Origin of the sequence: Spirosoma sp. KCTC 42546, from assembly GCF_006965485.1 — a bacterium.
Taxonomy (GTDB): Bacteria; Bacteroidota; Bacteroidia; order Cytophagales; family Spirosomataceae; genus Spirosoma.
Genome location: NZ_CP041360.1, coordinates 1487838 through 1509544 on the forward strand (window position 1 = coordinate 1487838; position 21707 = coordinate 1509544).

A 21707-nucleotide genomic window follows, 5' to 3' on the forward strand; every position below is an offset into this window, starting at 1 on the left:
TCAGGATAGTACAAACAGCAAAAGCGCGTCATTCGGAAGAGTGACGCGCCTTTACTACACACTTAAAACTTATCGGCCCGGTAGGGATATTTGTTGAAAATCAGGTTGACCGCTTCCCGAATTTTACCTTCCTGACGATCCATTTTGTTACACAGATTAGTTCAGAAGTGTTTTACAGAAACAGGCTGATGGCTAACTCGCACAAAGCAAGTCGAAATTTCGTTATCTTACCAGCAGTCAACCACATATGGCTATGGAAGCAACGTTTGTATTAGATGCCCAAGAAGACCGGTTACAGTTTGCTGAACGATTAACCAGCTTTTTTGCTGGTAAAACCATTCGGGTTCGTGTAGAAGAAGTTGCCAGTGAGGCAGTTGAGCAACAATCTCTGCTAAAACGCATGGAAGCACTCCGGTTGCTGACAGAACAGGTTCCGGTTACGTTACAACCCGGCATGGACATAAACGATTTGATTGACGAGGTTAACGAATGACGAACGAATGATTTATTTTGACACGGACGTTCTCGTTCATTATTTCGTTGCCTATGCTCCAGTTCAACATCAGCAGTCAAAAGTAATTGTGGGACAGGCCATGACCGATGGTCAGTTTTATGTATCTCAACTGTCGATGCAGGAGTTAGCACATACAATGGGCAAGTTCAATCAACCCGCTCCACTAGTTGAAGAGGCTATGAATATCTTAAGGAGTATATCGCCTGTTAACTACAATCTTAGCCATTTTGAACGAGCCATGCAGTTGGCGACCAGAACAGGATTTAGTAGTATTAATGACTGCTTGCACACGGCCCTGGCTGAGTCGCAAGGTTGCGCTGAAATCATCACCTACAATCGAAAACAGTTCGACATCATCAAATCGTTGACTACTTTGAAGGTGACAATTTTGAAAGTCGATGAAGTTGAATTGAAATAATAGCAGGGGCGCGCCACTCTCCCGAATGACGCGCCCCTGCTATTGCTACAAAGTAACTAAAACTTATCAGCCCGGTAGGGATATTGGTTGAAAATCAGGTTGACGGCTTCCCGGATTTTGCCTTCCTGACGATCCAGCCCGTTTGTCGATGTTAGCCCTGAAGCCAGCCCTTGCCAGACAGATTGGTCGGTTTGGGTGTCGACGAGGTTGACCAGAATGGTGCCCGCCTGAATATTAATGTCCTTTTCTTTTCCCAGACTCTGGACTGCACCAGGAGTGACATTGTCGGTGTCTGAACCTGTGTACCCCTTAATCGTTGTAGGCTGGTCGAACACGCGGACATTGACAATCAGGTCGGGCGATTGACGAGCCAACGTATAGCCCCGACCGTCCATCGCATTGCCAATGGCATCCCGTATCTGTTTTTTAATGACCGGACTGTTCCTGGCATATTCTTGCTTGGTATCGGGTTGCGTAGCCCAGGCGTAACTTTTAAAGTGACTAAAGTCAGTATTGGGTCTGATTTCGCTGTCTATCGTAACGTTTTGTGCCTGAGTCAGGCTGGCGGCTAGCATCAATGCGGCACCTAAAAATAACCGTTTCATAACTGTGTTGAATTAAATTGATACAAGGTTTACACCTGTTTGGTATCAATAACGAACACAGGCCAGGTCGGTTAATTAAAAGGTTGTTAAATGATAAGAAGTAAAGAATTAGGCTGACTTCTCAATAATCATAAACATGCTCAATTTTCACCTTTTGCTCGTTCACATACCGGATGGTTTTATCTAATGAGCCCACTGTCGTTACCAGCGCAACCCGCTTCAGGCCGGGTTTGGTAACGATCGGTTGCGTGAATACCAATTGCAGATTAGGGGAGACAGGTTGCCAGGTTTCGGGAGCGAGTACCGTTAGTAAAATGGCCGAATTATTCCCGGCTATCTCGCGAAACGTTACACCCTGACTGACCAATGCCGACACCGCCGGATGAAACGCTTCATACCGGGGCAGCAGCAATAAGGCCGAGCCATCGGGGTAGGTTTTGGCAGGGGGCACGGGGCTTGGGGCAGGGGGAACCTTGTCTATAATAACGGCGGTGGTTAGCAGGGCTTCCTCATAGGAGGCTTTGGTGCCGAGTTTGATGAGGTAGCCGTAACCCGCTTTTACCAGTAATTCGGTCAGCAATAGGTACTTGCATTCGCATTTGCGGATGAAGTGCGGCCCCCAAAACGACGTACCACCAAGCAATTGGGGAATCCGGGATTTGAAATCGAATTCGTACCAGGGCAAGACACGGATGAAGTCGACGTAATCCTGTGAAAATTGGGCGTTAAAGTTGTCTTCGTCGGTGACGACGGCTCCGTTAGCCGGATTGGTAAGTCGCCCAATAACCGTTTCATAAAGCGCCTTCAAGGTATATTCAACAGTAGTGCTCACACCGATGACCCAGATCATGATATGGTAGCCGGTGTTGAAGGCAAAACTCCCCTTTATCTGATCATACACAATGCCATAACTCTGCCAGAGTTGCCTGACATGGCTCATGTACGGGAAAGTCGTGGTAGTACGCACATGGGCGTAATCGGCGATTTCGGCGGGGCTATGTACCAGAAACCATTCGGGATAGGTTAGGAACGTCTGATCCGCAGGCCGGATGTGTTCAACTGGTGTAACCGGATGCGCGTTGCTAACCAGCCATGCCTTTGGCACCACGCAGCCTTTTCCGGCGGGTGTTGTTAACGCTTGACGTCCTTTACGGAAGAACAGAACAAGGGCGAGTACAACCATGATGATTGTTAGAACCGGTAGCCGCAGCATAGTCATTTATTGTCATTTGATGGTCATTCTTTGTCAGTTGTTGCTTTATCAGTCAATGACGATCAATGACAAAGAATGACCATCAAATGACGATTTGTTAATGATTCCAAACCAGGCCAGCCGTTTGGAACTCGATTAGCCGCTTGCCCTGTCCCGCAAAATCTACGTCGACCGTCATGTTGCGGGCTGCTTTCATCTTATTGATCAATGCCTGGTCGGAATCAAAAAATATGATGTTCGCGCTTCCGTTTTCGGCGGCTGAAAACGAGTACGTGATAGCGGGGTTTTCATCAAAACGGACATGGGCTTTGCCTTCCTGAAAACTTCGGTTAAACTGCCCTTTGGACACCTGTATATACACATGCGTACCACTTTCCCGCTTCCGAATCGTCAGAGTAGCGATTGAGCCACCCGCGTAAGGAAAGCCAAATTCAAGTAGTTTAGGTGAGGTAATCGACGCTTTATAGACGGAATGCCCTTCTTTATCGGTCGTCTTCGCATAAGTCCAGGTAACTGCACCCGCAGGGGCAGCTTTTGTGGAAATAGGCTTGTCGTCGGATAAAGCTACGGGCGGCTCCATTGTGTCGGTTGTCGTTTTTGTGGAGCGCGCTACGTTGGTTTGCTGGGCTTTGTCCTTGTCTGAACAACTGAAAAGAGTTAGCAGAGCGAGGAGGTGAAGTAGTTTCATGTAGACTAGTTGATTTTTGATTCACCGGGTTTCCACCCACGCTTCTCAACTTTTCGTGAATAGGGCCATTGTATTATCGGAAGGATCATTGGCCTGCAACAATCGCTTCCCGGCATCTGTAAAGCCAATTTTAGTGATCAGTTTACTCCACTCGTCAATAGGTTTGAAATCCTTATAATCTTCTTTGTCAACCTCCCAGGTAATATTTAGACCCAGGTTAAAGACCGTGTGTACCAGCGATACAAACGTAGCCATATCGGGCGTTTTTACGTCGTGGTCGCGCAGAATGAACCAGCCGCCGGGACGCAAAATTCGCCGGATTGAGGCAATAAAATCGGTTATCTTTTCGGGCCGGGTGTGGTGAAGGCCTATCAGACAGGTCACCAGATCAACGCTTTCGTCGGGGATGGCGCTAGGGCTAATTGGCTCAAAATTATGCGATTCAACGAAGGTACCCAGCTTGGTCAACTGGCCGCGTTCCATAATATCGGCGGGGCTGAACGTTGGCGCTACATCATTGATCAGATAAATAGGGCCGCTGATCGGCAGGTGTTTTCGCAAATCGCTGATGTACCGGCCTGGTGAGCCAATTTCTGCATAGCCATTCACCTGTGCGCCTTTGGGGAGTAACTCCAGCATTTGCCGGGTCATTTCCTTTTTCTGGACCTTGAGGGCAGGCAGCGCGTACGTCAATTCCGACAGAAACGGCTTAATGCTGGGCAGACGATTCTGAATGGTTTTGTAAATGGTTTCGTCCGACGTTTGGGTTTTCGTCACTTCCCCAATCAGATGGTGAAATTTATCTTCGGGGTAGAGGTGAAAAACAACTTGCAGGAAGCGATAAAACGCATCGCGTGGTTTCGTCTGATCGAAAACGGCATGAAATTCGGAAGTAGCCATGAGTTGTTAATTGAAAAAGGTGAAACACAGAGAGAACGGAGGAAGGACAGAGATACACAGAGGACAATAGAAATCTCCGTGCTACTCTGTTTTTCCTCTGTATCTCTGTGTTAAAGCCCCCTCTGGTTGATAATACGTATCCCAAAACACATTATGAAACCGGAAATCAGGGTCCAGGTTTTTCTTTAGTGCAAATAGCTTTCTCGCATTTGGATAGGCTCGGTGAAACTGCTCCCAGGTAGCATGCGCCTGGTAGGGGAGGTAGTACGCTCCTCCAACGGATAGAGCCGCGTCGATCAGTTCACGAGTCCAGATAGCCACGGCGTTTTTGGCCACCTCGTTCGTGCGTTGTTTGTAATACACCACAAACGCAAAGACTTCTTCGCGTGCCCAGGCCAGATAGGAGCCTGAATCGGGCAGGGCGTGCCGGACCGACACGTTGAGCACATTGACCTGATAGCGGTTGAAAATCTCGCTCATCTTTACCGCGAAATCGTCGAAGTGGCGAACAGGTACGAAATATTCCTGCAAGACATAAGTACGTTTTTCGCGGGAGCGCGGTTCGAGTTCGGCCACGTCGTAGCCCGCTTCGTAGTTGCGCCAGTGAATGGGAGTAGAGAGGTAAAGCAGCGGATCTACGATATGCTCCCGACGCCATTTACCAGCCGCCGTTTCGGTAAATGCCCACATAAAATACCGTTCCAGCGGATACGATTCCCGAAGTGGCATGAGCCGGGTTTTAACGGTTGGCTGCTCCCTAGTTTTTACCCAGGTAACAGCCCGCATATTTGTGTACGCAGGCGGGTACATATCGCCGTTATGGAAAACCGCTTCGGGATTGTCGCGGATGGTATCGGCAAAATAAGTGCGATAATCCGACCGGGATAGCTTATGGTATTCCCGCCGAACAGCCAGATTCTCTTCCAGATCCAGTTCTGCCGAGACGATAATACCCAGACCATTATACCCTCCGATGGCACCGAAAAACATATCCGGATTTTCGGTACGGCTAGCCCGAACCAGCGATCCATCGGCCAGCACAAGCTCAATAGCGCGAACGGATAAGATTAGCGGCCCGTGCCCCATGTAACGCCCATGACAGTTTACACTGAGTGCGCCACCAACCGTAAAATTGGCGTAGGTCTGCATGATCTTGATACTGAGGTCGTGGGGGTCGACAAATCGCTGAATATCGCACCAGCGAATTCCAGCCTGAACGTTAATTCGGCGCTCGTCTTTCGAGAACTGGATTACCTGATTCAACTCCCTCATGTCGATATGTAGACTACCCGGACTGGCCGTTTGCCCACCCATACTGAACCGACCGCCACCTACAGAAATAGGTCCTGAACTGCTGCGAAGCCGCTCCTGTAATTCAGCTACTGACTTTGGGCGGAACACATCGGCTACCACAACTGGGTTCAACTGGGTTACGTCGTTGATGATTCGTTCAGGAGCGCTGTGCAGAACCGGTTGTCCGTTATCGTTTTTGAAATAATCGGCAGCTTCATCGGGTACAGTGCCAAACGGGTTTTGCTGCTTATCGCCCCGTTTAAAACCCAACAGATAAATGAGCCAGAGCGGCCCCAATACCGGAACCAGGATGGCCAGTAGCCAATAGCCCGAATGGTTGGTATCGTGTAATCGTTTGTTAGCAGTAGCAAGTAATGATCCAAGTAGAAGCGGATAGAGAACGTACGTTGCGCCTTCACTAACGAAATCGTGTAAGACGGTATGAAGCACGTAAAATGTACTCCAGATGAATATCGAGACGAGCCAGTACGTTGCCCGATGAATACGGCCCCGGGTTGTGAACAGAAGATAGCTAAGGGGAAGTTTATCTTTTAAACGCATAGGTCTAACAAAGATAACGGAGCATTGGGTATCTGGCTGATTAACAAGGGAACCTCTTATTGTAAGGTATGAAATTTGTAAAGCGGGAAGTACAGTTTGTGACTGGTTGCTAATTTTATTCTATAGGCCAACTACTTTTTTCCTAAGTTTGGGTCATATTCATGTTCTATGTTTACTCGCAAAAATCTATTTCTCTCAGCGGCCCTTTGCCTGTCTGTTTTAGTAACCAATGGCCTGATGGGCTGCCAGTCGAAAAGCGCGTCTACCAGCGAAGCCACGACGACAACTGATTCCACAACGGCGGCTGCGACCGACAAACCAGCCTCAACTGCGGAAACAGCCAAAGCAGCGCCTGTTCCTGATCCATCTAGCATTCCCGCCGACAAAATCGCGGATGCCGCTACCATTCTGGCCCGTCCACAGGTGCCAGTGTTGTGTTATCACCAAATCCGCGACTGGCGGGGGAGTGATTCGAAAAGCGCAAAAGATTACATTATTCCCGTTCAGGCATTCAAGGATCAAATGCAGATTCTGGCCGATAGCGGTTACCATACCATTTTACCCGATCAACTCTACGCTTACCTGACAACCGGCGCACCGCTGCCCTCAAAACCGGTTATGCTCACCTTCGATGATGGTGATCTCGATCAATACGAAACGGCTGTGCCCGTACTGGATAAACTTGGTTTCAAAGGGGCGTTTTTCATTATGACTGTCGCTATTGGCCGCCGGGGGAAACAGCCGTACATGGACAAAGCGCAGATTAAAGAGTTGTCCGACAAAGGTCATACGATTGGTGCCCATACCTGGGATCACCATAACGTGAAGAAATATCAGGGCGACGACTGGAAAATTCAGATCGAAGAGCCGAAGGCGAAGCTGGAAACCATCATCGGAAAACCCGTAAAATATTTTGCCTATCCCTTCGGCTTGTGGAATCATCAGGCGTTGCCTGAAATTCAGAAACGCGGTTATGCCGCTGCATTTACCCTGGCCGACAAACGCGACGATCAAATGCCACTTTACACCATCCGGCGTATTATTGCGGGCGGTCAGTGGAGCACGAAAACGTTTTACCGGAACATGACCCAGAGTTTTGATGGGAAGTAGATAGTAGGGTAAAAGGTTTGACGTCTGTAGTTTGAGGTTTGAAGTTGGCTACCGCCGAAAGAACTTCAAACCTTAAACTACAGACGTCAAACGTTTTTATTCAAACCGCCCTGCCCATTCAATGCCTGCCACAATATGCGGCATGGCGTATTTGTCGGTGAAGGTTTCGTTGGTATGGCCCATGCCGGTGTAGAACACGCGGCCTTTGCCAATGACGTTCGTCCACGAAATCGGGTGATCACCCCCCATCGCTTTTGGCCAGGTTGCCTTGTAGGTTGCTTCGTTTAGCGTTAGCAGAACCTGAATACTGTCTTTACCCCGCACACTCTGTTTGAAATTATACCATTCATCGGCTCTACGGAATTTGGCCGGTAAATGTTTGGTCGTTGGGTGATCCCGAACATCGGTAATAACCTCTGCTTCAGGTGTATGTTCAGGATACAACGGGTGGTCACGGAAGTGGGTACCGAGCATATGATCGTACCAATCCCAGCCGTATTCGGTATCCGAAGCGGCATGGATACCGACGTAGCCTCCGCCATTTTCAATGAACTTCTCAAAGGATTTTTCCTGCTCTGGCGTCAGAATATCGCCCGTAGTCGACAGAAAGACGACGGTTTTGAATTTGCTCAGGTAATCATCATTGAAGAAGGCACCGTTTTCGGTCGTCCGAACATCCCAGCCTTTGGCCTTGCCCACTTTTTTGAGCGCTTCAATTCCCGGTTCGATGGACTCATGCCGGAAGCCATTGGTCTTTGAGAAAATCAGGACACCTTTTGGGCCAACAGTACCCGGATCGGCCGGGCGTTCCGTATCGAAAACAGGCTTTTGCCACGGAAGCTGCCGAGTTACGTACATCCCGAATACGACAAATGCGCCTGCCAGTAAAACCAGAACCAAAACTAATCCCAGCAGGATTTTTACGAATTTACGAAACATGATTTTGGATATGTTGATTGAATAGAACGCAAATTTGTATGATAGTTATGATTAATCATGATCAGCATTAATCATAACTATCATACAAATCTGCGTTCTATGTTTTAAGCAAGCTCCGTCCGAACGCGTTCGAGCAGGGTTTTCGTGGCTTTAATACCGTCGTTGGTTGGCAAATAGCCGCCGGTTGGGTTATACATACCAATGATGCCCCCTTCATACTCGATGCCTACATAGCCTTTGAATCCGGCATCTTTAATGATCTTGAACATCTTCAGGAAATCGGTTTCGGTCTCGTTGCCAGCCGCATCGAACTTGTGGGTTTTGGCACTGATGCCTTTGGCGTACGGCATCATTTTTTTTACGCCCTCGTAGCGGTCATATTCCTTGATGCACTTGGTGCCCATGATCCCTTTAATATCATTGGTTTCAGGCTTGCTGCGTTGCCGACAGAAGTTGCCGAAATCAGGTAATAAGCCTGCATTGGGCATGTTCACTTGCTTTAGAACCCCAACCAGCCAGTCGATGTCGGTCGAATTGCCGAAGTGGTTTTCGACAATTACATCCATTTTTGACTTGGCAGCATATTCCAGCAATTTGTGGTAGCCATCGGCGGCCGATTTCGCAGCGTCATCGGCGGGGTCGTCTTCTACACCCGTCATCGCTTTGGACGTATCACCCAAGTTCACCCGAATTGAGCTACAGCCCAGATACTTGGCCGCATCGACCCAGGCATAGTGAGATTCTACGGCTTGCTTACGTTTGGTGGCATCCAGATCGGCAATGTTGGCCCCATCGACCATGATGAGGTTGTTTTTCATGCCGAGGTCATCGGTGCGTTGCTTGAGTTCTTTAAGGTACGCCTGATCGGTGTGCTTGTTATTGAAAAACATGGAAACGTATTCGAGCACATTGATGCCGAAATCGTTTTTGGTACGGGCCGGAAATTCCATGTTGGTCATCTTACCCGACATCAGTTCGCCCGCAAACGAGAACTCGGCCAGAGAAATGTCGAACGAGAATTTTTTAGCTGTCATATCCGCAAAGGTTGACGTTGGTAAAACAGATGACAGGCTCAAACCGGCGGCTGTCAGGCCAAGTTGATTCAGGAAATCACGTCGTGATTGGGTCATGGTATCAAGAAGAAAAGCCCCTCTCCTGAAACCAGGAGAGGGGTTGGGATGAGGTTTAAACTAGTTAGAAAGCTGTACAGTAACGGGAACGAAGAGCGGAGATTTGCCCGCTTTTTCGTTTTTAAAGACGAAATACAAATCGTGCTGACCAGTCGTTGGCGTAACCGTGACCTTGGTAATGCTGGGCTTAAAGAGATCGGCGGGGTCTTTGCTTTCGTTGGGCAACAACTCTTCAGTTTGGCCCAGCGATGGCCCGGTTGGTGAATCGATGTGTATTTCGATGCGTCCACCAACGGCCATGAGTTGCGCTTTGGGAACGGCTACCGCAAACTCCATCGTCCGTACACCCGTCAGGTCAAACTTGTTGAATTGCACATAGGTATCCGAGCCCATAACAATGACAATCGGGTAGGGTTGGGTGCCCATTTTGAACAGCGTGACGCCTTTCGATTGGCTGTTGCTCGTACCCAGTGGTATTAGCGGATTGCGTAGTACCAGCACTTGTTCACCGGTCTGGGCGGGCAGGCCATTGGCTCCTTTATCTTTGTACGATGCCTGCAAAACCAGATCACCTTTCTCGTTTTTATCCGGCGTATAGGTGCCTTTTGTTGGCAGCGATGGTGTAGCTACTTTCTTGTCCGACAAGGTGAGAATATACTTCACGATTTCGCTCGCATCATTCTGGCCCAATTGTGGGTGAGCTGTCATGATCGCATCGCCCCAGGAGCCGCCACCACCTTTAATGATTTTGTTCGACAGGCTGGCCACGGCATTCGCGTCGTTTTTGTACCGTTTGGCTACCTCGATAAACGCTGGCCCAACTGATTTTTTGTCCACAAAATGGCAGGCTTTACAGTCGCTCTTTTCCATAAGCACCTGGCCTGCACCTAAGTACGTTGCTTCCGAGAATTTGTGCCCGGCCGGGCCGCGTTCGGCCTCGCTCACATTCTGCGCTGATCCTTCAGTCTGGTAGTTGGCTTTCACCATGACCTGCTTCGCCAGAATTTTCCCAGTCGCCAAACTGCCATCTTCTTTATCCGTCACACTAACCTGATAGGCAATCGGTTGACCGGGGAAGTAGAAGTTTTTATTCCCATTCAGGATGTCCAGCGCTACACTTGGCGGTTGGTTACCTGCCATGATATCAACCTCGCGGGAGTCCTTGAGGCCGTGCGCATCCGTCACCGTTAAAATCGCTTTATACTGACCTGGCTTCTGGAACGTGAACGTTGGATTTGGCTCGTTCAGAACCGTTGGCTGACCACCCGCTTTAGACCCTCCAGTCCGGTTATAAATTTTCCACTGATAGGTTATCGCATCGCCATCAAAATCTTTGGTGCCTTCCGACGATAGTTTTACGACCATCGGTATTGCTCCGGCTTTCTGATTGGCAGAAGCCTGTACGTTCGGCTTGCGGTTACCGGCGTTGAATTCAATTTTTACCAGGCGGGAATCGTCGTTTTTGAGGAACCAGCCTGTACCATATTCCAATACATAGAGATCACCGTTCGGGCCGAAAGCCATGTCGATGGGATGACTGAAGGCCATGTTGGGCAGGAAGCGCTCCGTGCTGGTCATGTCGCCTTTACTGTCGTAACTGACGGCTAGGATCATGTCGCGCATCCATTCGAACAGGAATGTTTTACCGTTATAATACTCCGGGAAAGGGCGTTTGGCACCTTTGAAATCGTCTTTGTAATAGGTCGGGCCAGCCATTGCACTTCGACCACCGGTACCCATAATTGGGAATTGCTTGCTCTCGGCTGCCGGATACCAGATCATGGCAGGTTGAGCAGGAGGGAGGTCGTTCAACCCCGTGTTGTTGGGCGAATCGTTGACTGGGTGAGCCGGATCGAATTTGGCACCCCCTTTTCCGGTCGTAAAATCTTTGTCGTAATAGGCTTTGTTATTCCCCACAAAATAGGGCCAGCCAAAATTGCCCGCCTTTTTCGCCTGATTGTATTCATCCTCAGCAGTAGGGCCAACGCCTACTGAATCTTCACCGGCATCGGGGCCAACATCGCCCCAGTACAGATAACCAGTGTGTTTATCCACCGCAATTCGATAGGGATTCCGGTGCCCCATTGTATAAATTTCGGGGCGGGTTTTAGGCGTTCCTTTTGGGAACAGATTGCCTTCTGGAATCGTGTAAGTGCCGTCGGCTTCGGGGTGGATGCGTAGAATTTTGCCCCGCAAATCGTTCGTATTTCCCGATGATTTCTGGGCATCCCAGGGGCCACGGCCTGGGCGTTCATCAATGGGCGCATACAAGGTAGCGCGGGGGCTGGTGTTATCGCCGGTTGAGAGGTAGAGGTTGCCTTCCCGGTCCCAGTCAATCGAGCCACCGGTATGGCAGCACTGCTCACGCTGGGTGGCTACTTCGAGCAGTACTTTTTTCGAGGAAAGAACCAGCTCATCGCCACGAAGCTCGTAGCGGGTCAGGATGTTTTTGGACTCGTTGCCTGCTGGCGAATAATACAGATAAACCCAGTGATTTTTCTCGAAGTTAGGATCAAGGTTTACGCCCAGCAGGCCATCTTCGGCCTCGGTTTCGTTTCCTTCCTTATCCTTGTATTTCGTGCTTACCGGAATCGAAGCAATGGTTTTTACCTGCTTCGTTGTAGGGGAGTACAGTTGTACCTGCCCATGCCGTTCAATAAAAAGAACGCGTTCGTCGGGCAGAATGGCCATTTCGAGGGGTTCATTTAATTTTTCGGCCAGTACTACCTTTGTAAATCGATTTTCATCGGGCTTGTCGCCGGGGTCAGTCAATGGCCTTACGGAATAGGCCAGAAGTCCAATCGCGCCAATGCAAAGTGGAATTACTGCCTTGTACGATTGCCGTGAGAAAAAGTGGCGTTTCATCATAGATGTGTAATTTTAACACAATGATACTGATTTTATTTTATTGTGTTGAAATTACACACTATGTTTATTCTTAAATTTTCCACATGGAATACCAAAAAGAATTGAGAAGACTCATTGCCGATTTTAAAACAAATTTTCTTTCCTCGGTATCACTCGACCTGGTGATATTCGGTTTTCACGATGGCCAGCTAAAAGTGTTGTTGCTTCGCTGGAAGGGCACGAATGACTGGTGTTTGCCCGGTGGTCGAATTCGCCATGAGGAAAGCCTGGAAGCTGCCGCCTATCGGAGCCTACAGCAACGGACAGGTTTACGTGAGATTTTCCTGCAACAATTTCACACCTTCGGCGACGTTATGCGGTACACGAATTTCAGTAAACAGGAAACGATGGCGAAGCTGGGTTTACCCGACGATGTGACGCATGAGCTTGTTAGCCGGGATGTGTCGGTAGGGTATTATGCGCTGGTCGAGTTTGCCAATGCGATCCCTACTCCCGATTTCTTTGCGGAGGAGTGTTGCTGGTGGGACATCGACCAGATTCCTCCGTTATTATTTGATCATAATAGTATGATTACATTGGCACTCAAAACCTTACGTCGGCAGCTCAGCTATCAGCCTATTGGCTACAACTTATTACCCGATAAGTTCACGATGCCTGATCTGCAGCAACTGTACGAAACCATTCTGGGCCAATCGCTTGACCGTCGGAATTTCCAGAAACGAATGCTGGGTTATGATATTCTGGAGCGGCTGGAAGAGCGTAAGACCGGTGGTGCGCACAAAGCGCCCTATTTATATCGGTTTGATAAAGCGAAGTATGAAAAAGCCCTGGCCGATGAAATTCTGTTCGTGGGCTGAGTGTTAGATAAGGATGCTGTTGATTCTAATGATACTAATCGATTCTATTGATTCTGGTAACCAGTCCAGTAGCTTTAACAGAGTCTTTAGCACCTACAGAATCTATTTTAGTCAGAGACTAAACGTCTATTTTGTTTTCTTTCTTTTTACATTAGTTCTTGCAATCAGCTATTTCCCACTGAGTGCAGAAAACCTTATACAACCTGACTTGTTAAACTAGCCGTATCAGTACTGTACCCCATGAATACAACCATTAAATTAGCGCTTGACCGAACTCCTAACACCAACCATACGGGCTTCTACGTTGCCCAGGCAAAAGGGGCTTATAAACAGGCTGGTCTTGATGTGGAATTCATTTCGCCTGATCAGGAGAACTATCAGACCGCGCCAGCGCGTCGGGTGGCCCAGAGCGACGCTCATTTGGCCATTACCCCCTCCGAAAGTGTTATCAGCTATCAAACCAATGGGGTTAAGTTGATTGCAGTAGCTACGTTACTGGCGCGTGATGTGAGTGCTATAATGACCCTGAGAGAAAGTGGGATTGACCGGCCGCAACAACTGGACGGTAAGGTGTATGCCTCCTATGGTGCTCGCTATGAAGAAGATATTATCCGGCAATTGATTCAGAACGATGATGGGCGGGGCCAGTTTATTCCGCATAAATCGCCCTGGGCCAATATCTGGCGGGCGTTAGTAACCCGTGAGGTCGATGCGGCCTGGTGCTGGCTTACCTGGGAGGGCGTGAAAGCTGATATTGATGGTATTGACCTGAACCAGTTTCTCTTTGATGAGTACGAAATCCCCTATGGCTACAACCCTGTACTAACTGCCGACCAGGAGTGGGCCGACCTGAATGCGGATGCCTTACGGGCGTTTCTGGAGGCAACCGCAGCAGGCTTCCGCTATGCAGTGAAAAATCCTGATGAATCCGCACGGTTACTGATGAAAACGGCCAACCACCCCTCGTTGTCCAACCGGAATTTTGTGGAACAAAGCCAGCAACTGGCATCGGGCTATTACTTAGATGGCGAAGGCAATTGGGGATTCATGCACCGAACTATCTGGGTATCATTTGTGAACTGGATGATCCGCAACCGGATGCTTACCGATGCTAAAGGAGAGATCATTCAACGAATGGACGTGGATACGCTCTTTACCAATAAATATTTTGAAGGTATTCCGGCGGTGATACGCCTGTGATGTTTAGTGCTTAAACGAAGTTCGACCCCTGAAGGGGTCGAACTTCGTTTAAGAGGGGAAAGCCTGATCTCTAATGAAACAGCGCACGCTTTAACCTCTGCCAGCGGGAGGGAGATTTAATCGTAACAAGCCCACCTCCGGTGATATTCTTCAGAGGCCTTGGTTCACGTAATATAATATCGTTCAGGGTAATCAATGAGGTTGAGGTTGTTATAGGGATCGTAGCTCTTCCTGGAAGATAGCCTTGTGTATATGTCCAGACTGTTAGTTCCGTGAGCTGCTTTTGCGAAGTTACTACAAGTTCGAATGCCCCAGTACTATCCGTTTGAGTTTGCCAATGTTCTACAAATTGAGACGCAGATAGGGTAACTCCTGATGCAGGTGACAGCCGTCCACTCGTATCCAATAACATAATCCGTCCGGTGATCACCCATTTTTTTTCTGCGTCAATGGCCTGAACCGGAATTGCTGAAACAGCAAAATCGGGCCGTACAGAAGTTGGTTGCGATGGTTTAGGAGCTTGGTTAAGTTGAGCGCGCGCTGTTTGCCAGCCAAATAAGCCCATTGTTAGTAAGCCCACCCAATGCCGCCAGACAGAGGCAATTCCTGGGTTTGCTACAACCAGTTGACGATTAAGTTGCTCATTCCGGAAACGCCCGCAGCTCGTTTCTGGCGCTTTACTGAGTAGCCGAACCAATTCTTGATCGGAAAGGGCCGTATAATCAACTACCGTTTTCTGGCAACTGGCACAAAACCGGCCCCGTTCGGTCGGTTGCATGTCGTCCCAGCGTTCGTGGCAGGGCTGGGGAATCTGGATGGTGAGGCTTCGCATACTACACCTTATCTACTGGTTCTTACATTACATTTATCCGCCAATCGTGGACATTGACTCACTAACCGATCCGCCAGCCTGCACACTGCGTTGTTCGGCCTCGAAACCGTTGAGTGGACGATGGGCGAAAGCTTGCAGAAAGGCTGCCGTCAGCTCGTTGTCGGACGCGCCAGACCGAAGTAAAGCGCGAACATCCAGCACACCGTTATCGTACAGGCAGGTTTTTAGGGTTCCCTGCGCAGTTAGCCGGATTCGGTTACAGGTGCCGCAAAAGGTTCGGCTGAAAGCCGCAATGACGCCGATGGTTCCCTGGTGACCCGGAATCTGGTAATTGGCCGAGGTTGAAAACGGGGGATCGGGTAGTTTCTCTAGATCGGGGAAGTGCGACCGAATTTCGTCTACAATACGCTTGTGTGTCCAGTTAAGTACTGGATAATGGCTTCCTTCGCCGTTGAAGGGCATTTCTTCGATGAAACGAACGTCAACGGGCAGGCTGTGGGTCAGATTGGCCAGCGGGATTAAATCCTGCGTATTCTGCCCATCCATTACTACCGCGTTGATTTTGGTCTGAATCCCCGCCGATATAAGCGCATCGAGTGTTTTCAGTACAGCGGGTAGTTCATCGCGCCGGGTAATTTTTCGAAACCGTTCGCGGTCGAGGGTATCCAGACTCAGATTAACCGATTTAACACCGAGCGCGGCTAAATCAGCGATATGAGGGGCCGTTAATACGCCGTTGGTTGTCAGGGAAATGTCAGTCAACCCGTCAACAGCTGCCAGCCGATGCAGGAAATTCATCAGGCCCGCCCGAACGAACGGTTCACCACCCGTAATCCGTACTTTTTGTATCCCTAATCGGGCTAGCACCTGCACAATACGCTCCATTTCCTCAAAGGTCAGGACCTGATGTTTAGGCAGGTATTTGATGCCTTCTTCGGGCATGCAGTAAAAACACCGCAGGTTGCAACGGTCCGTTACAGCCAGCCGGAGGTAAGTGATGGGGCGATTGTGATTATCGTAGATCATGCAGTGTCATACTAACACAAAATTAGGGGTTTTGATTGCATTCGGTTCTGTTTCGTAACGGCAGTTTTGAGTGTATGTCATGATGAAACCGAACAGAATCGATTGTTTAAGAAGCGATTGGCATACTATTTGGTAAGTGGCCTACCTAAAGCCTGCTACTTAAAAACTAATGCGAATTCTTTTCCTGCTGTATTTCCTGTTGACTGGTTGTATGTGTGTTGCACAGGATTGGACATTCTATGGTTTTTTCCCTGCTATCTCGCAATCGGGAAATATTGGCAAAAAAATTCAGTACAATCTGTACCTGTCATCTACGATTGATGCGTTCCATCAAACTGTAGCGGATAAGGACTATCCGGCAACGGCCCTTCAATATTATGTACAGCCGAGTTTAAGCTATAAGATCACCCCTGCTATTCAGGTGGGCCTGGGCTATGCCTATGTAAAGCACAATCTGTTTGGGCTGCATGTTAACGAAAACCGCCTTTGGGCACAGGCAGTGGCTACGCACGGTGTTCCCGCGCTGGGTCGGCTGAAATTGTCGCATCGGTTACGGTACGAGGAGCGTTATCCGTTGAATATGAAAACAAACCAGTGGTCGTATGCTACCTTGTTCCGATATCAATTGGGGGTGAATGTGCCGCTGTATGATCCCAAACAGAAAACGAAAGGATTTTATGCGTCGGCTTCCAATGAATTTTTTCTGTGCCTGACGGGGGCTCAAAACAGTCCCATCAGTTCAAAAAATAGTTTTTACGGTGAAAACTGGTTGTATGGCGGCCTGGGCTATAATACGGGCAAGTTTGGTAAGATTGAGCTGGGCTATATGTACCAAAATCTGATTCGGAATCCGCAGCAAGACCATCGCTACCTGCATTTATTGCAGGCAACCTGGGCGGTTAACTTCGATTTGTCGGAAATTGGCGTTTGGCTGTATACGCCGTAAAGGCAAAAACACAGTATTTTGGATTCAGTTTGTGACATTATTTTGCTATAGTATACATTTTAGCTAACTGTGGCATAGCTTTTGCCAAAGTTTTGTAAAAAAATAGCTTACAACAAGCCAGTATGGGTTTTGTTTGAAATATTAGTATTATTTTTGGAGAAAATCTGTCAATCGTCATTTTGAAAAAAGTAGTTTCCATCGGTCTCTTTGCGCTACTCGCCTATCACACGCTGGCTTACGTGCTGGTGTTTGTGGGCTCCTGGTGGCAGGAAGAACATGACCTTTCGGAACGACTTTCTGTTTATCGGTCGGTTGATAGCATCGTCGAATTTGAGATTCCCCTCAAAGATAAACTCGATGAAAGTACCATTGCCCGCACAACCTCAGATGGGTTCAGCTATCATGGGCATTATTACTCCATCGTGAGCATTGAGGTTCGTGATAATATGCTTCACATTGCTGGTCTGGAATCGCAAAGTCGTTCATTCTGGCAGGGGGATTTACTTTCGTTCCTGAATAAGCACGTTGCTGGTGCTACCGATTCGCACGAAAAGGCAACTAAGTTTTTGAAGTTTCTGCTAAAAGAATATCCGGTTAATCCGCGATCTGTTTTTTGTTTTCTTACCCCCAGCTGGCGCGAAGCCATTCGTATTCCCGAACAACTGTTCGTACTTGCAGCCCGCGCCCTGCCCGTTCATTCGCCCCCTCCCGAAGCCTGAGGTGAATTTCCTTCTATCGCGTTCAAGACCTGTTTGCAGTAGTTTTGCTGGCTATATTGTCATGCCATGTCGCATGAGCAACGTGTATTTGTTGGCTCACTGATCGACTGGTCGTGTCAATACCAATAAGCTACGGACTGCTAAAAATGGTATCGCCAACCCAATTCCTGGGTATTCCGGCTACGCGATTGTGCGACCTTTTCTATCCAGATAAGCTGATTTATGATTTCTGTTTGTAGACCTACAAACAGGGCATCTGCTTGGCTACTGTTAGGACCGGTCGTGCGAGAAAGCATTCATTTTCCATCTCAGACATTCGTCAATCATGAAATTAATCTCTACTATCGGTTTAGCGATAGCGTATATACTTGTTTCCAACACAACAACATCGGCACAAGGTTGTGTGGCGGTTCGGCACATGAGCTGCGCAGCGCCAGCAGGTTCTGCCGATTATTTCAAACAACGTAATGGCCACTGGCAGGTGTCGGCGGGCTATCGGTTCTTTCGTTCCTACAAGCACTTTGTGGGCGATGTAGAGCAGAAACAACGTGTTGAACAAGGCACCAATGTGATTAACGTTTCGCATGCTATCGATCTGGGCATCACTTATATGGTGAACCAGCGGCTGTCGTTTTCGGTCAACCTACCGATCCAGTACTACGACCGCTCATCCCTCTACGAACATTACGGCAATACCGTTGCGCAAAATCCCCAACAGAAACGGTTTGATACCGGCTCGGAGGGCATTGGTGATCTACGTATTTCTGGAAGTTACTGGCTTGTTAATCCAGTCAAACTGCCTAAAGCTAACCTGGCTGTTGGGTTGGGTGTAAAACTACCAACGGGTAAGTATGATGTGACCGACGATTTCCACAAACTGACGAAAGAAGGCATAGACTATACGATTAATAAACCCGTAGATCAGTCTATTCAGCTTGGTGATGGCGGTGTAGGGGCCAGTATTGAACTGCAAGGCTACGCGTCGATCACCAAAACGCTGACAGCTTATGCCAATGGTTTCTACCTGTTCAATCCAAAGGAAACGAATAGTACAGTACGTAGCCCAGAAGCCACTACGATTGACCTTGTTACTGGCACCTTCTCGGTAGCCGACCAGTTTGCGGCTCGTATTGGTCTTAGCCAGTCGATCAAAGCTGTTCCGGGTTTGGCGGTTATGTTGGGTGGTCGCGTTGAGGGTGTTCCAGCTATTGATGCCTTTGGCGGCAGCTCAGGTTTCCGTCGGCCGGGGTACATCGTATCGGTTGAGCCGGGTTTGTCGTACATGCGCCACAAAACCTCAATTGCGGCTTCGGTACCGGTGGCTATTTATCGCAACCGGATCAAGAGCTATGCCGATCGGCTGGACCCACTGGGTGTAAAACAGGGCGACGCAGCCTTCGCCGACTATCTGGTTTCGGTTAGTTTATCGCGTTGGTTTTAAGTCGATTCCGGCACTTTGTAGCACCAGGCTAGCTTCCGTCGACTCTTTGGATTCTTTTGTCTGCACATAATCAGCAAGAGAATCTAAAGAATCGACAGAATCAAAAGAAGCTAACTGGGAAGACTGCTAGTAAGTGTAAATCCTTCTCCAGTCGTCTTATAGGTTGTCTCCGGTAGCGAGATACTTTATCACGCTGTTTTAATCCTAAGTATGAAACGTATTCAATCAGTGCTATGCATGATCGGTCTAACTCTGGGCCTGGCTGGGAATTTGGTTGCCCAAACGCTAAACCAGAAAACAACTTCCCAACAGCAGTTGGTCGACTCGCTGCCAACGCAAACGCTGAATCAGGTAACGGTAAAAGGGGCTCGTTCGGTTATTGTTGAGTCGTTGCCCAACGTGTATGGTACGTATCTGATGGGGGGTAAGCGTAGTGAAGCGATCCGGTTGTCGGAAATAGATGCCAATGTGGCGGAGAAAACACCCCGGCAGGTATTTGCTCGAATTCCTGGCGTATTTGTCTACGATATGGACGGTACCGGCAATCAGATCAACATTGCTACGCGAGGCCTGGACCCACACCGGTCGTGGGAAAATAACATCCGGCAGAATAGCGTCATTACCAATTCAGATATGTACGGGTACCCTGCCAGTCATTATTCACCTCCGATGGAAAGCATCGATCGGGTTGAGCTGGTGCGTGGTACGGCTTCGTTGCAATATGGTGCCCAGTTTGGTGGTATGCTCAATTATGTGACCAAACAGGCCGACAGCACACGTCGGTTTGGCTTTGAGACGGTTAACTCGGTGGGCGCTTATGGACTACGAAGTTCCTACAATGCCATTGGTGGCCGAATTGGTAAGTGGACCTACTATGCGTATTACTATCGTCGGCATTCGGATGGATACCGGGAAAATAGTAATTCAAATGCCGAAGCTCAGTTTGGACGCCTACAGTATCAGGCAACACAACGTTTGAGCTTCACCGCCGAATTTGGCCGGTCGGCTTATACGTATCAGATTCCGGGGCCGCTCACCGATGCTATGTTTGCTCAGGACCCTCGTCAATCGACCCGCAGCCGCAACTATTTCAACCCGGATATTTACATCCCGTCGCTGAAGGCGGACTGGCAACTATCAGATCGGACGCGTTTGCTCTGGACGGTTTCGGCTGTGTTGGGTGCTCGGAATAGTGTACAACTCGATGCATTTGCGACTGTTCCCGATACCATTAATCACGTAACGGGACAGTACAAGGCCCGCCAGGTGGATATTGACAACTTCAATAGCTATACCTCCGAAACCCGCTTACTGCATCGCTATAAACTGGGTACCATTGGGGGCGTACTGGCAGCGGGCGTCCAACTGATCAGCACTGATCTACACCGACGGCAATTGGGAGTTGGTACAACCGCCAGCGATTACGATCTCACCCTGACCAGCCCGTTTAAGCGTGACCTACATTTTCGGACGAACAACATTGCCATTTTTGTCGAGAATCAGTTTCACCTGACCGATCGGTTAATGGTGTCGCCGGGTATTCGGATTGAGAATGGCAAGACCGAAATGCGGGGTACTATTTCGTATTACGATCCAGGTAATCTCCCAACGGATATTAGCCACCATTTTGCGCTGTTGGGCATCAATGGTCAGTATCGAGTGAACGATGCGGTTAAAATCTACGGAGGTTGGTCGCAGGCGTATCGTCCGGTTGTCTTTAAGGACATCATTCCAACATCGGTGTACGAACGGATCGACAAAAGCCTCAAAGATGCCTATGGCTACAATGCCGAAATCGGGGTGGATGGTCACTGGCAGGGATTGCACCTGAACGTGACAGTGTTTGACTTGCTGTACCGAAATCGGCTGGGAACGCTGCTGTTGACCAATGCAGATGGGTCGAACTACGTTTTTCGCACCAACATTGGCGACAGCCGGAGCACGGGGGTAGAAGCTCTGCTTGAAGCGCAGTTACTTCGTACTGATAAGTTCTTGCTTAGTGGCTTTACGTCGACGGCTTTCAACAATGCCCGTTACATCAATGGCGTTGTTGCGGCCGGAACTGAGAATCGGAACGTGACGGGGCATCAGGTTGAGTCGGCACCGCGCTGGACTACCCGAAACGGCCTGACAGCTCGTTACGGAACCGCCAGCCTGACGCTACAATACAGCTACGTAAGCCAAACCTTCTCCGACGCGCTAAACACGGCTGTTCCTTCGGCCAATGGGGCTATTGGGCCAGTACCCGCCTATAGCCTGTGGGATCTGAACGGCACCTGGCGAATTAAAAAGTCGCTGACCATCCGGGGCAGTGTCAATAACCTATTGAACCAGCAGTACTTCACCAAACGCCCTACATTTTACCCCGGTCCGGGTGTGTGGCCATCTGATGGCCGAAGCGCCGTGCTGACAGTGGGCCTTACTATTTAAATGTCCATCGTACCAAC

At 49.0% G+C, this 21707-nt stretch carries 19 protein-coding genes; 9 read left to right on the forward strand and 10 right to left on the reverse strand.

Going from position 1 to position 21707, the window contains the following annotated elements:
• The first annotated feature begins 253 nt into the window (after nucleotides 1-253).
• Both EXU85_RS05980 and EXU85_RS05985 read left to right on the forward strand, forming a co-directional pair.
• Complete coding sequence (locus tag EXU85_RS05980) at nucleotides 254-493, forward strand: hypothetical protein (RefSeq protein ID WP_142771198.1); 240 nt, start codon at nucleotides 254-256, stop codon at nucleotides 491-493.
• 7 nt (nucleotides 494-500) lie between these two features.
• The gene (locus EXU85_RS05985; RefSeq protein WP_142771199.1) at nucleotides 501-932 is read left to right on the forward strand and encodes a PIN domain-containing protein; all 432 of its coding nucleotides are present in this window, start codon (nucleotides 501-503) and stop codon (nucleotides 930-932) included.
• A gap of 56 nt (nucleotides 933-988) precedes the next feature.
• On the opposite strand, the gene EXU85_RS05990 is transcribed toward EXU85_RS05985, so the two are convergent.
• The 5 genes from EXU85_RS05990 to EXU85_RS06010 form a co-directional block, all read right to left on the reverse strand.
• Complete coding sequence (locus EXU85_RS05990; protein WP_142771200.1) at nucleotides 989-1537, reverse strand: DUF4136 domain-containing protein; 549 nt, start codon at nucleotides 1535-1537, stop codon at nucleotides 989-991.
• 121 nt (nucleotides 1538-1658) lie between these two features.
• Entirely contained in the window at nucleotides 1659-2720 is a 1062-nt protein-coding gene (locus tag EXU85_RS05995) for a hypothetical protein (protein ID WP_142771201.1), read from the reverse strand.
• 127 nt (nucleotides 2721-2847) lie between these two features.
• Nucleotides 2848-3438 (reverse strand): hypothetical protein, encoded by a 591-nt coding sequence (locus EXU85_RS06000; protein ID WP_142771202.1) that lies wholly within the window; start codon nucleotides 3436-3438, stop codon nucleotides 2848-2850.
• A 45-nt stretch (nucleotides 3439-3483) separates the two neighbouring features.
• Nucleotides 3484-4338, reverse strand: coding sequence for a class I SAM-dependent methyltransferase (locus EXU85_RS06005; RefSeq protein ID WP_142771203.1), 855 nt, complete (start codon nucleotides 4336-4338; stop codon nucleotides 3484-3486).
• Nucleotides 4339-4419: 81 nt separating this feature from the next.
• A complete protein-coding gene (locus tag EXU85_RS06010) occupies nucleotides 4420-6192 on the reverse strand; it encodes an FAD-binding protein (protein ID WP_142771204.1) in 1773 nt (590 codons plus the stop codon).
• A 168-nt stretch (nucleotides 6193-6360) separates the two neighbouring features.
• Here EXU85_RS06010 and EXU85_RS06015 point away from each other — a divergent pair, with 168 nt between their 5' ends.
• Complete coding sequence (locus EXU85_RS06015; protein WP_142771205.1) at nucleotides 6361-7302, forward strand: polysaccharide deacetylase family protein; 942 nt, start codon at nucleotides 6361-6363, stop codon at nucleotides 7300-7302.
• A gap of 96 nt (nucleotides 7303-7398) precedes the next feature.
• Here EXU85_RS06015 and EXU85_RS06020 read toward each other — a convergent pair whose 3' ends face one another.
• From EXU85_RS06020 to EXU85_RS06030, 3 genes are all read right to left on the reverse strand, one after another.
• Nucleotides 7399-8241: a ThuA domain-containing protein gene (locus EXU85_RS06020; RefSeq protein ID WP_142771206.1), complete on the reverse strand. Its 843-nt coding sequence runs from the start codon at nucleotides 8239-8241 to the stop codon at nucleotides 7399-7401.
• 104 nt (nucleotides 8242-8345) lie between these two features.
• Entirely contained in the window at nucleotides 8346-9371 is a 1026-nt protein-coding gene (locus EXU85_RS06025) for a sugar phosphate isomerase/epimerase (protein WP_142771207.1), read from the reverse strand.
• Between the two features lie 60 nt (nucleotides 9372-9431).
• On the reverse strand, nucleotides 9432-12239 hold the full coding sequence (locus EXU85_RS06030) for a PQQ-dependent sugar dehydrogenase (protein WP_142771208.1): 2808 nt from the start codon (nucleotides 12237-12239) through the stop codon (nucleotides 9432-9434).
• Between the two features lie 83 nt (nucleotides 12240-12322).
• Here EXU85_RS06030 and EXU85_RS06035 point away from each other — a divergent pair, with 83 nt between their 5' ends.
• Both EXU85_RS06035 and EXU85_RS06040 read left to right on the forward strand, forming a co-directional pair.
• Nucleotides 12323-13096, forward strand: a complete 774-nt coding sequence (locus EXU85_RS06035) for an NUDIX domain-containing protein (protein WP_142771209.1) — start codon at nucleotides 12323-12325, stop codon at nucleotides 13094-13096.
• A 240-nt stretch (nucleotides 13097-13336) separates the two neighbouring features.
• Nucleotides 13337-14296: an ABC transporter substrate-binding protein gene (locus tag EXU85_RS06040; RefSeq protein WP_142771210.1), complete on the forward strand. Its 960-nt coding sequence runs from the start codon at nucleotides 13337-13339 to the stop codon at nucleotides 14294-14296.
• Between the two features lie 70 nt (nucleotides 14297-14366).
• Here EXU85_RS06040 and EXU85_RS06045 read toward each other — a convergent pair whose 3' ends face one another.
• Both EXU85_RS06045 and moaA read right to left on the reverse strand, forming a co-directional pair.
• Nucleotides 14367-15128, reverse strand: a complete 762-nt coding sequence (locus tag EXU85_RS06045; RefSeq protein WP_142771211.1) for a hypothetical protein — start codon at nucleotides 15126-15128, stop codon at nucleotides 14367-14369.
• Nucleotides 15129-15161: 33 nt separating this feature from the next.
• On the reverse strand, nucleotides 15162-16154 hold the full coding sequence (gene moaA, locus EXU85_RS06050; RefSeq protein WP_142771212.1) for a GTP 3',8-cyclase MoaA: 993 nt from the start codon (nucleotides 16152-16154) through the stop codon (nucleotides 15162-15164).
• Nucleotides 16155-16323: 169 nt separating this feature from the next.
• On the opposite strand from moaA, the gene EXU85_RS06055 reads away from it, so the two are divergent.
• The 4 genes from EXU85_RS06055 (at nucleotide 16324) to EXU85_RS06070 (ending at nucleotide 21690) form a co-directional block, all read left to right on the forward strand.
• Nucleotides 16324-17100, forward strand: a complete 777-nt coding sequence (locus tag EXU85_RS06055) for a DUF2490 domain-containing protein (protein ID WP_246859442.1) — start codon at nucleotides 16324-16326, stop codon at nucleotides 17098-17100.
• Between the two features lie 179 nt (nucleotides 17101-17279).
• Nucleotides 17280-17819: a hypothetical protein gene (locus EXU85_RS06060; protein ID WP_142771213.1), complete on the forward strand. Its 540-nt coding sequence runs from the start codon at nucleotides 17280-17282 to the stop codon at nucleotides 17817-17819.
• Nucleotides 17820-18144: 325 nt separating this feature from the next.
• Complete coding sequence (locus EXU85_RS06065; protein ID WP_142771214.1) at nucleotides 18145-19260, forward strand: hypothetical protein; 1116 nt, start codon at nucleotides 18145-18147, stop codon at nucleotides 19258-19260.
• 210 nt (nucleotides 19261-19470) lie between these two features.
• Nucleotides 19471-21690, forward strand: a complete 2220-nt coding sequence (locus EXU85_RS06070; protein WP_142771215.1) for a TonB-dependent receptor domain-containing protein — start codon at nucleotides 19471-19473, stop codon at nucleotides 21688-21690.
• Nucleotides 21691-21707: the final 17 nt, after the last annotated feature.

Bases quoted from the DNA above. Each gene is read 5' to 3' on its own strand.
- EXU85_RS05980 (WP_142771198.1), top strand. From the start codon at position 254: ATGGAAGCAACGTTTGTATTAGATGCCCAAGAAGACCGGTTACAGTTT.
- EXU85_RS05985 (WP_142771199.1), top strand. From the start codon at position 501: ATGATTTATTTTGACACGGACGTTCTCGTTCATTATTTCGTTGCCTAT.
- EXU85_RS05990 (WP_142771200.1), bottom strand. From the start codon at position 1,537: ATGAAACGGTTATTTTTAGGTGCCGCATTGATGCTAGCCGCCAGCCTG.
- EXU85_RS05995 (WP_142771201.1), bottom strand. From the start codon at position 2,720: ATGGTTGTACTCGCCCTTGTTCTGTTCTTCCGTAAAGGACGTCAAGCG.
- EXU85_RS06000 (WP_142771202.1), bottom strand. From the start codon at position 3,438: ATGAAACTACTTCACCTCCTCGCTCTGCTAACTCTTTTCAGTTGTTCA.
- EXU85_RS06005 (WP_142771203.1), bottom strand. From the start codon at position 4,338: ATGGCTACTTCCGAATTTCATGCCGTTTTCGATCAGACGAAACCACGC.
- EXU85_RS06010 (WP_142771204.1), bottom strand. From the start codon at position 6,192: ATGCGTTTAAAAGATAAACTTCCCCTTAGCTATCTTCTGTTCACAACC.
- EXU85_RS06015 (WP_142771205.1), top strand. From the start codon at position 6,361: ATGTTTACTCGCAAAAATCTATTTCTCTCAGCGGCCCTTTGCCTGTCT.
- EXU85_RS06020 (WP_142771206.1), bottom strand. From the start codon at position 8,241: ATGTTTCGTAAATTCGTAAAAATCCTGCTGGGATTAGTTTTGGTTCTG.
- EXU85_RS06025 (WP_142771207.1), bottom strand. From the start codon at position 9,371: ATGACCCAATCACGACGTGATTTCCTGAATCAACTTGGCCTGACAGCC.
- EXU85_RS06030 (WP_142771208.1), bottom strand. From the start codon at position 12,239: ATGATGAAACGCCACTTTTTCTCACGGCAATCGTACAAGGCAGTAATT.
- EXU85_RS06035 (WP_142771209.1), top strand. From the start codon at position 12,323: ATGGAATACCAAAAAGAATTGAGAAGACTCATTGCCGATTTTAAAACA.
- EXU85_RS06040 (WP_142771210.1), top strand. From the start codon at position 13,337: ATGAATACAACCATTAAATTAGCGCTTGACCGAACTCCTAACACCAAC.
- EXU85_RS06045 (WP_142771211.1), bottom strand. From the start codon at position 15,128: ATGCGAAGCCTCACCATCCAGATTCCCCAGCCCTGCCACGAACGCTGG.
- moaA (WP_142771212.1), bottom strand. From the start codon at position 16,154: ATGATCTACGATAATCACAATCGCCCCATCACTTACCTCCGGCTGGCT.
- EXU85_RS06055 (WP_246859442.1), top strand. From the start codon at position 16,324: ATGCGAATTCTTTTCCTGCTGTATTTCCTGTTGACTGGTTGTATGTGT.
- EXU85_RS06065 (WP_142771214.1), top strand. From the start codon at position 18,145: ATGAAATTAATCTCTACTATCGGTTTAGCGATAGCGTATATACTTGTT.
- EXU85_RS06070 (WP_142771215.1), top strand. From the start codon at position 19,471: ATGAAACGTATTCAATCAGTGCTATGCATGATCGGTCTAACTCTGGGC.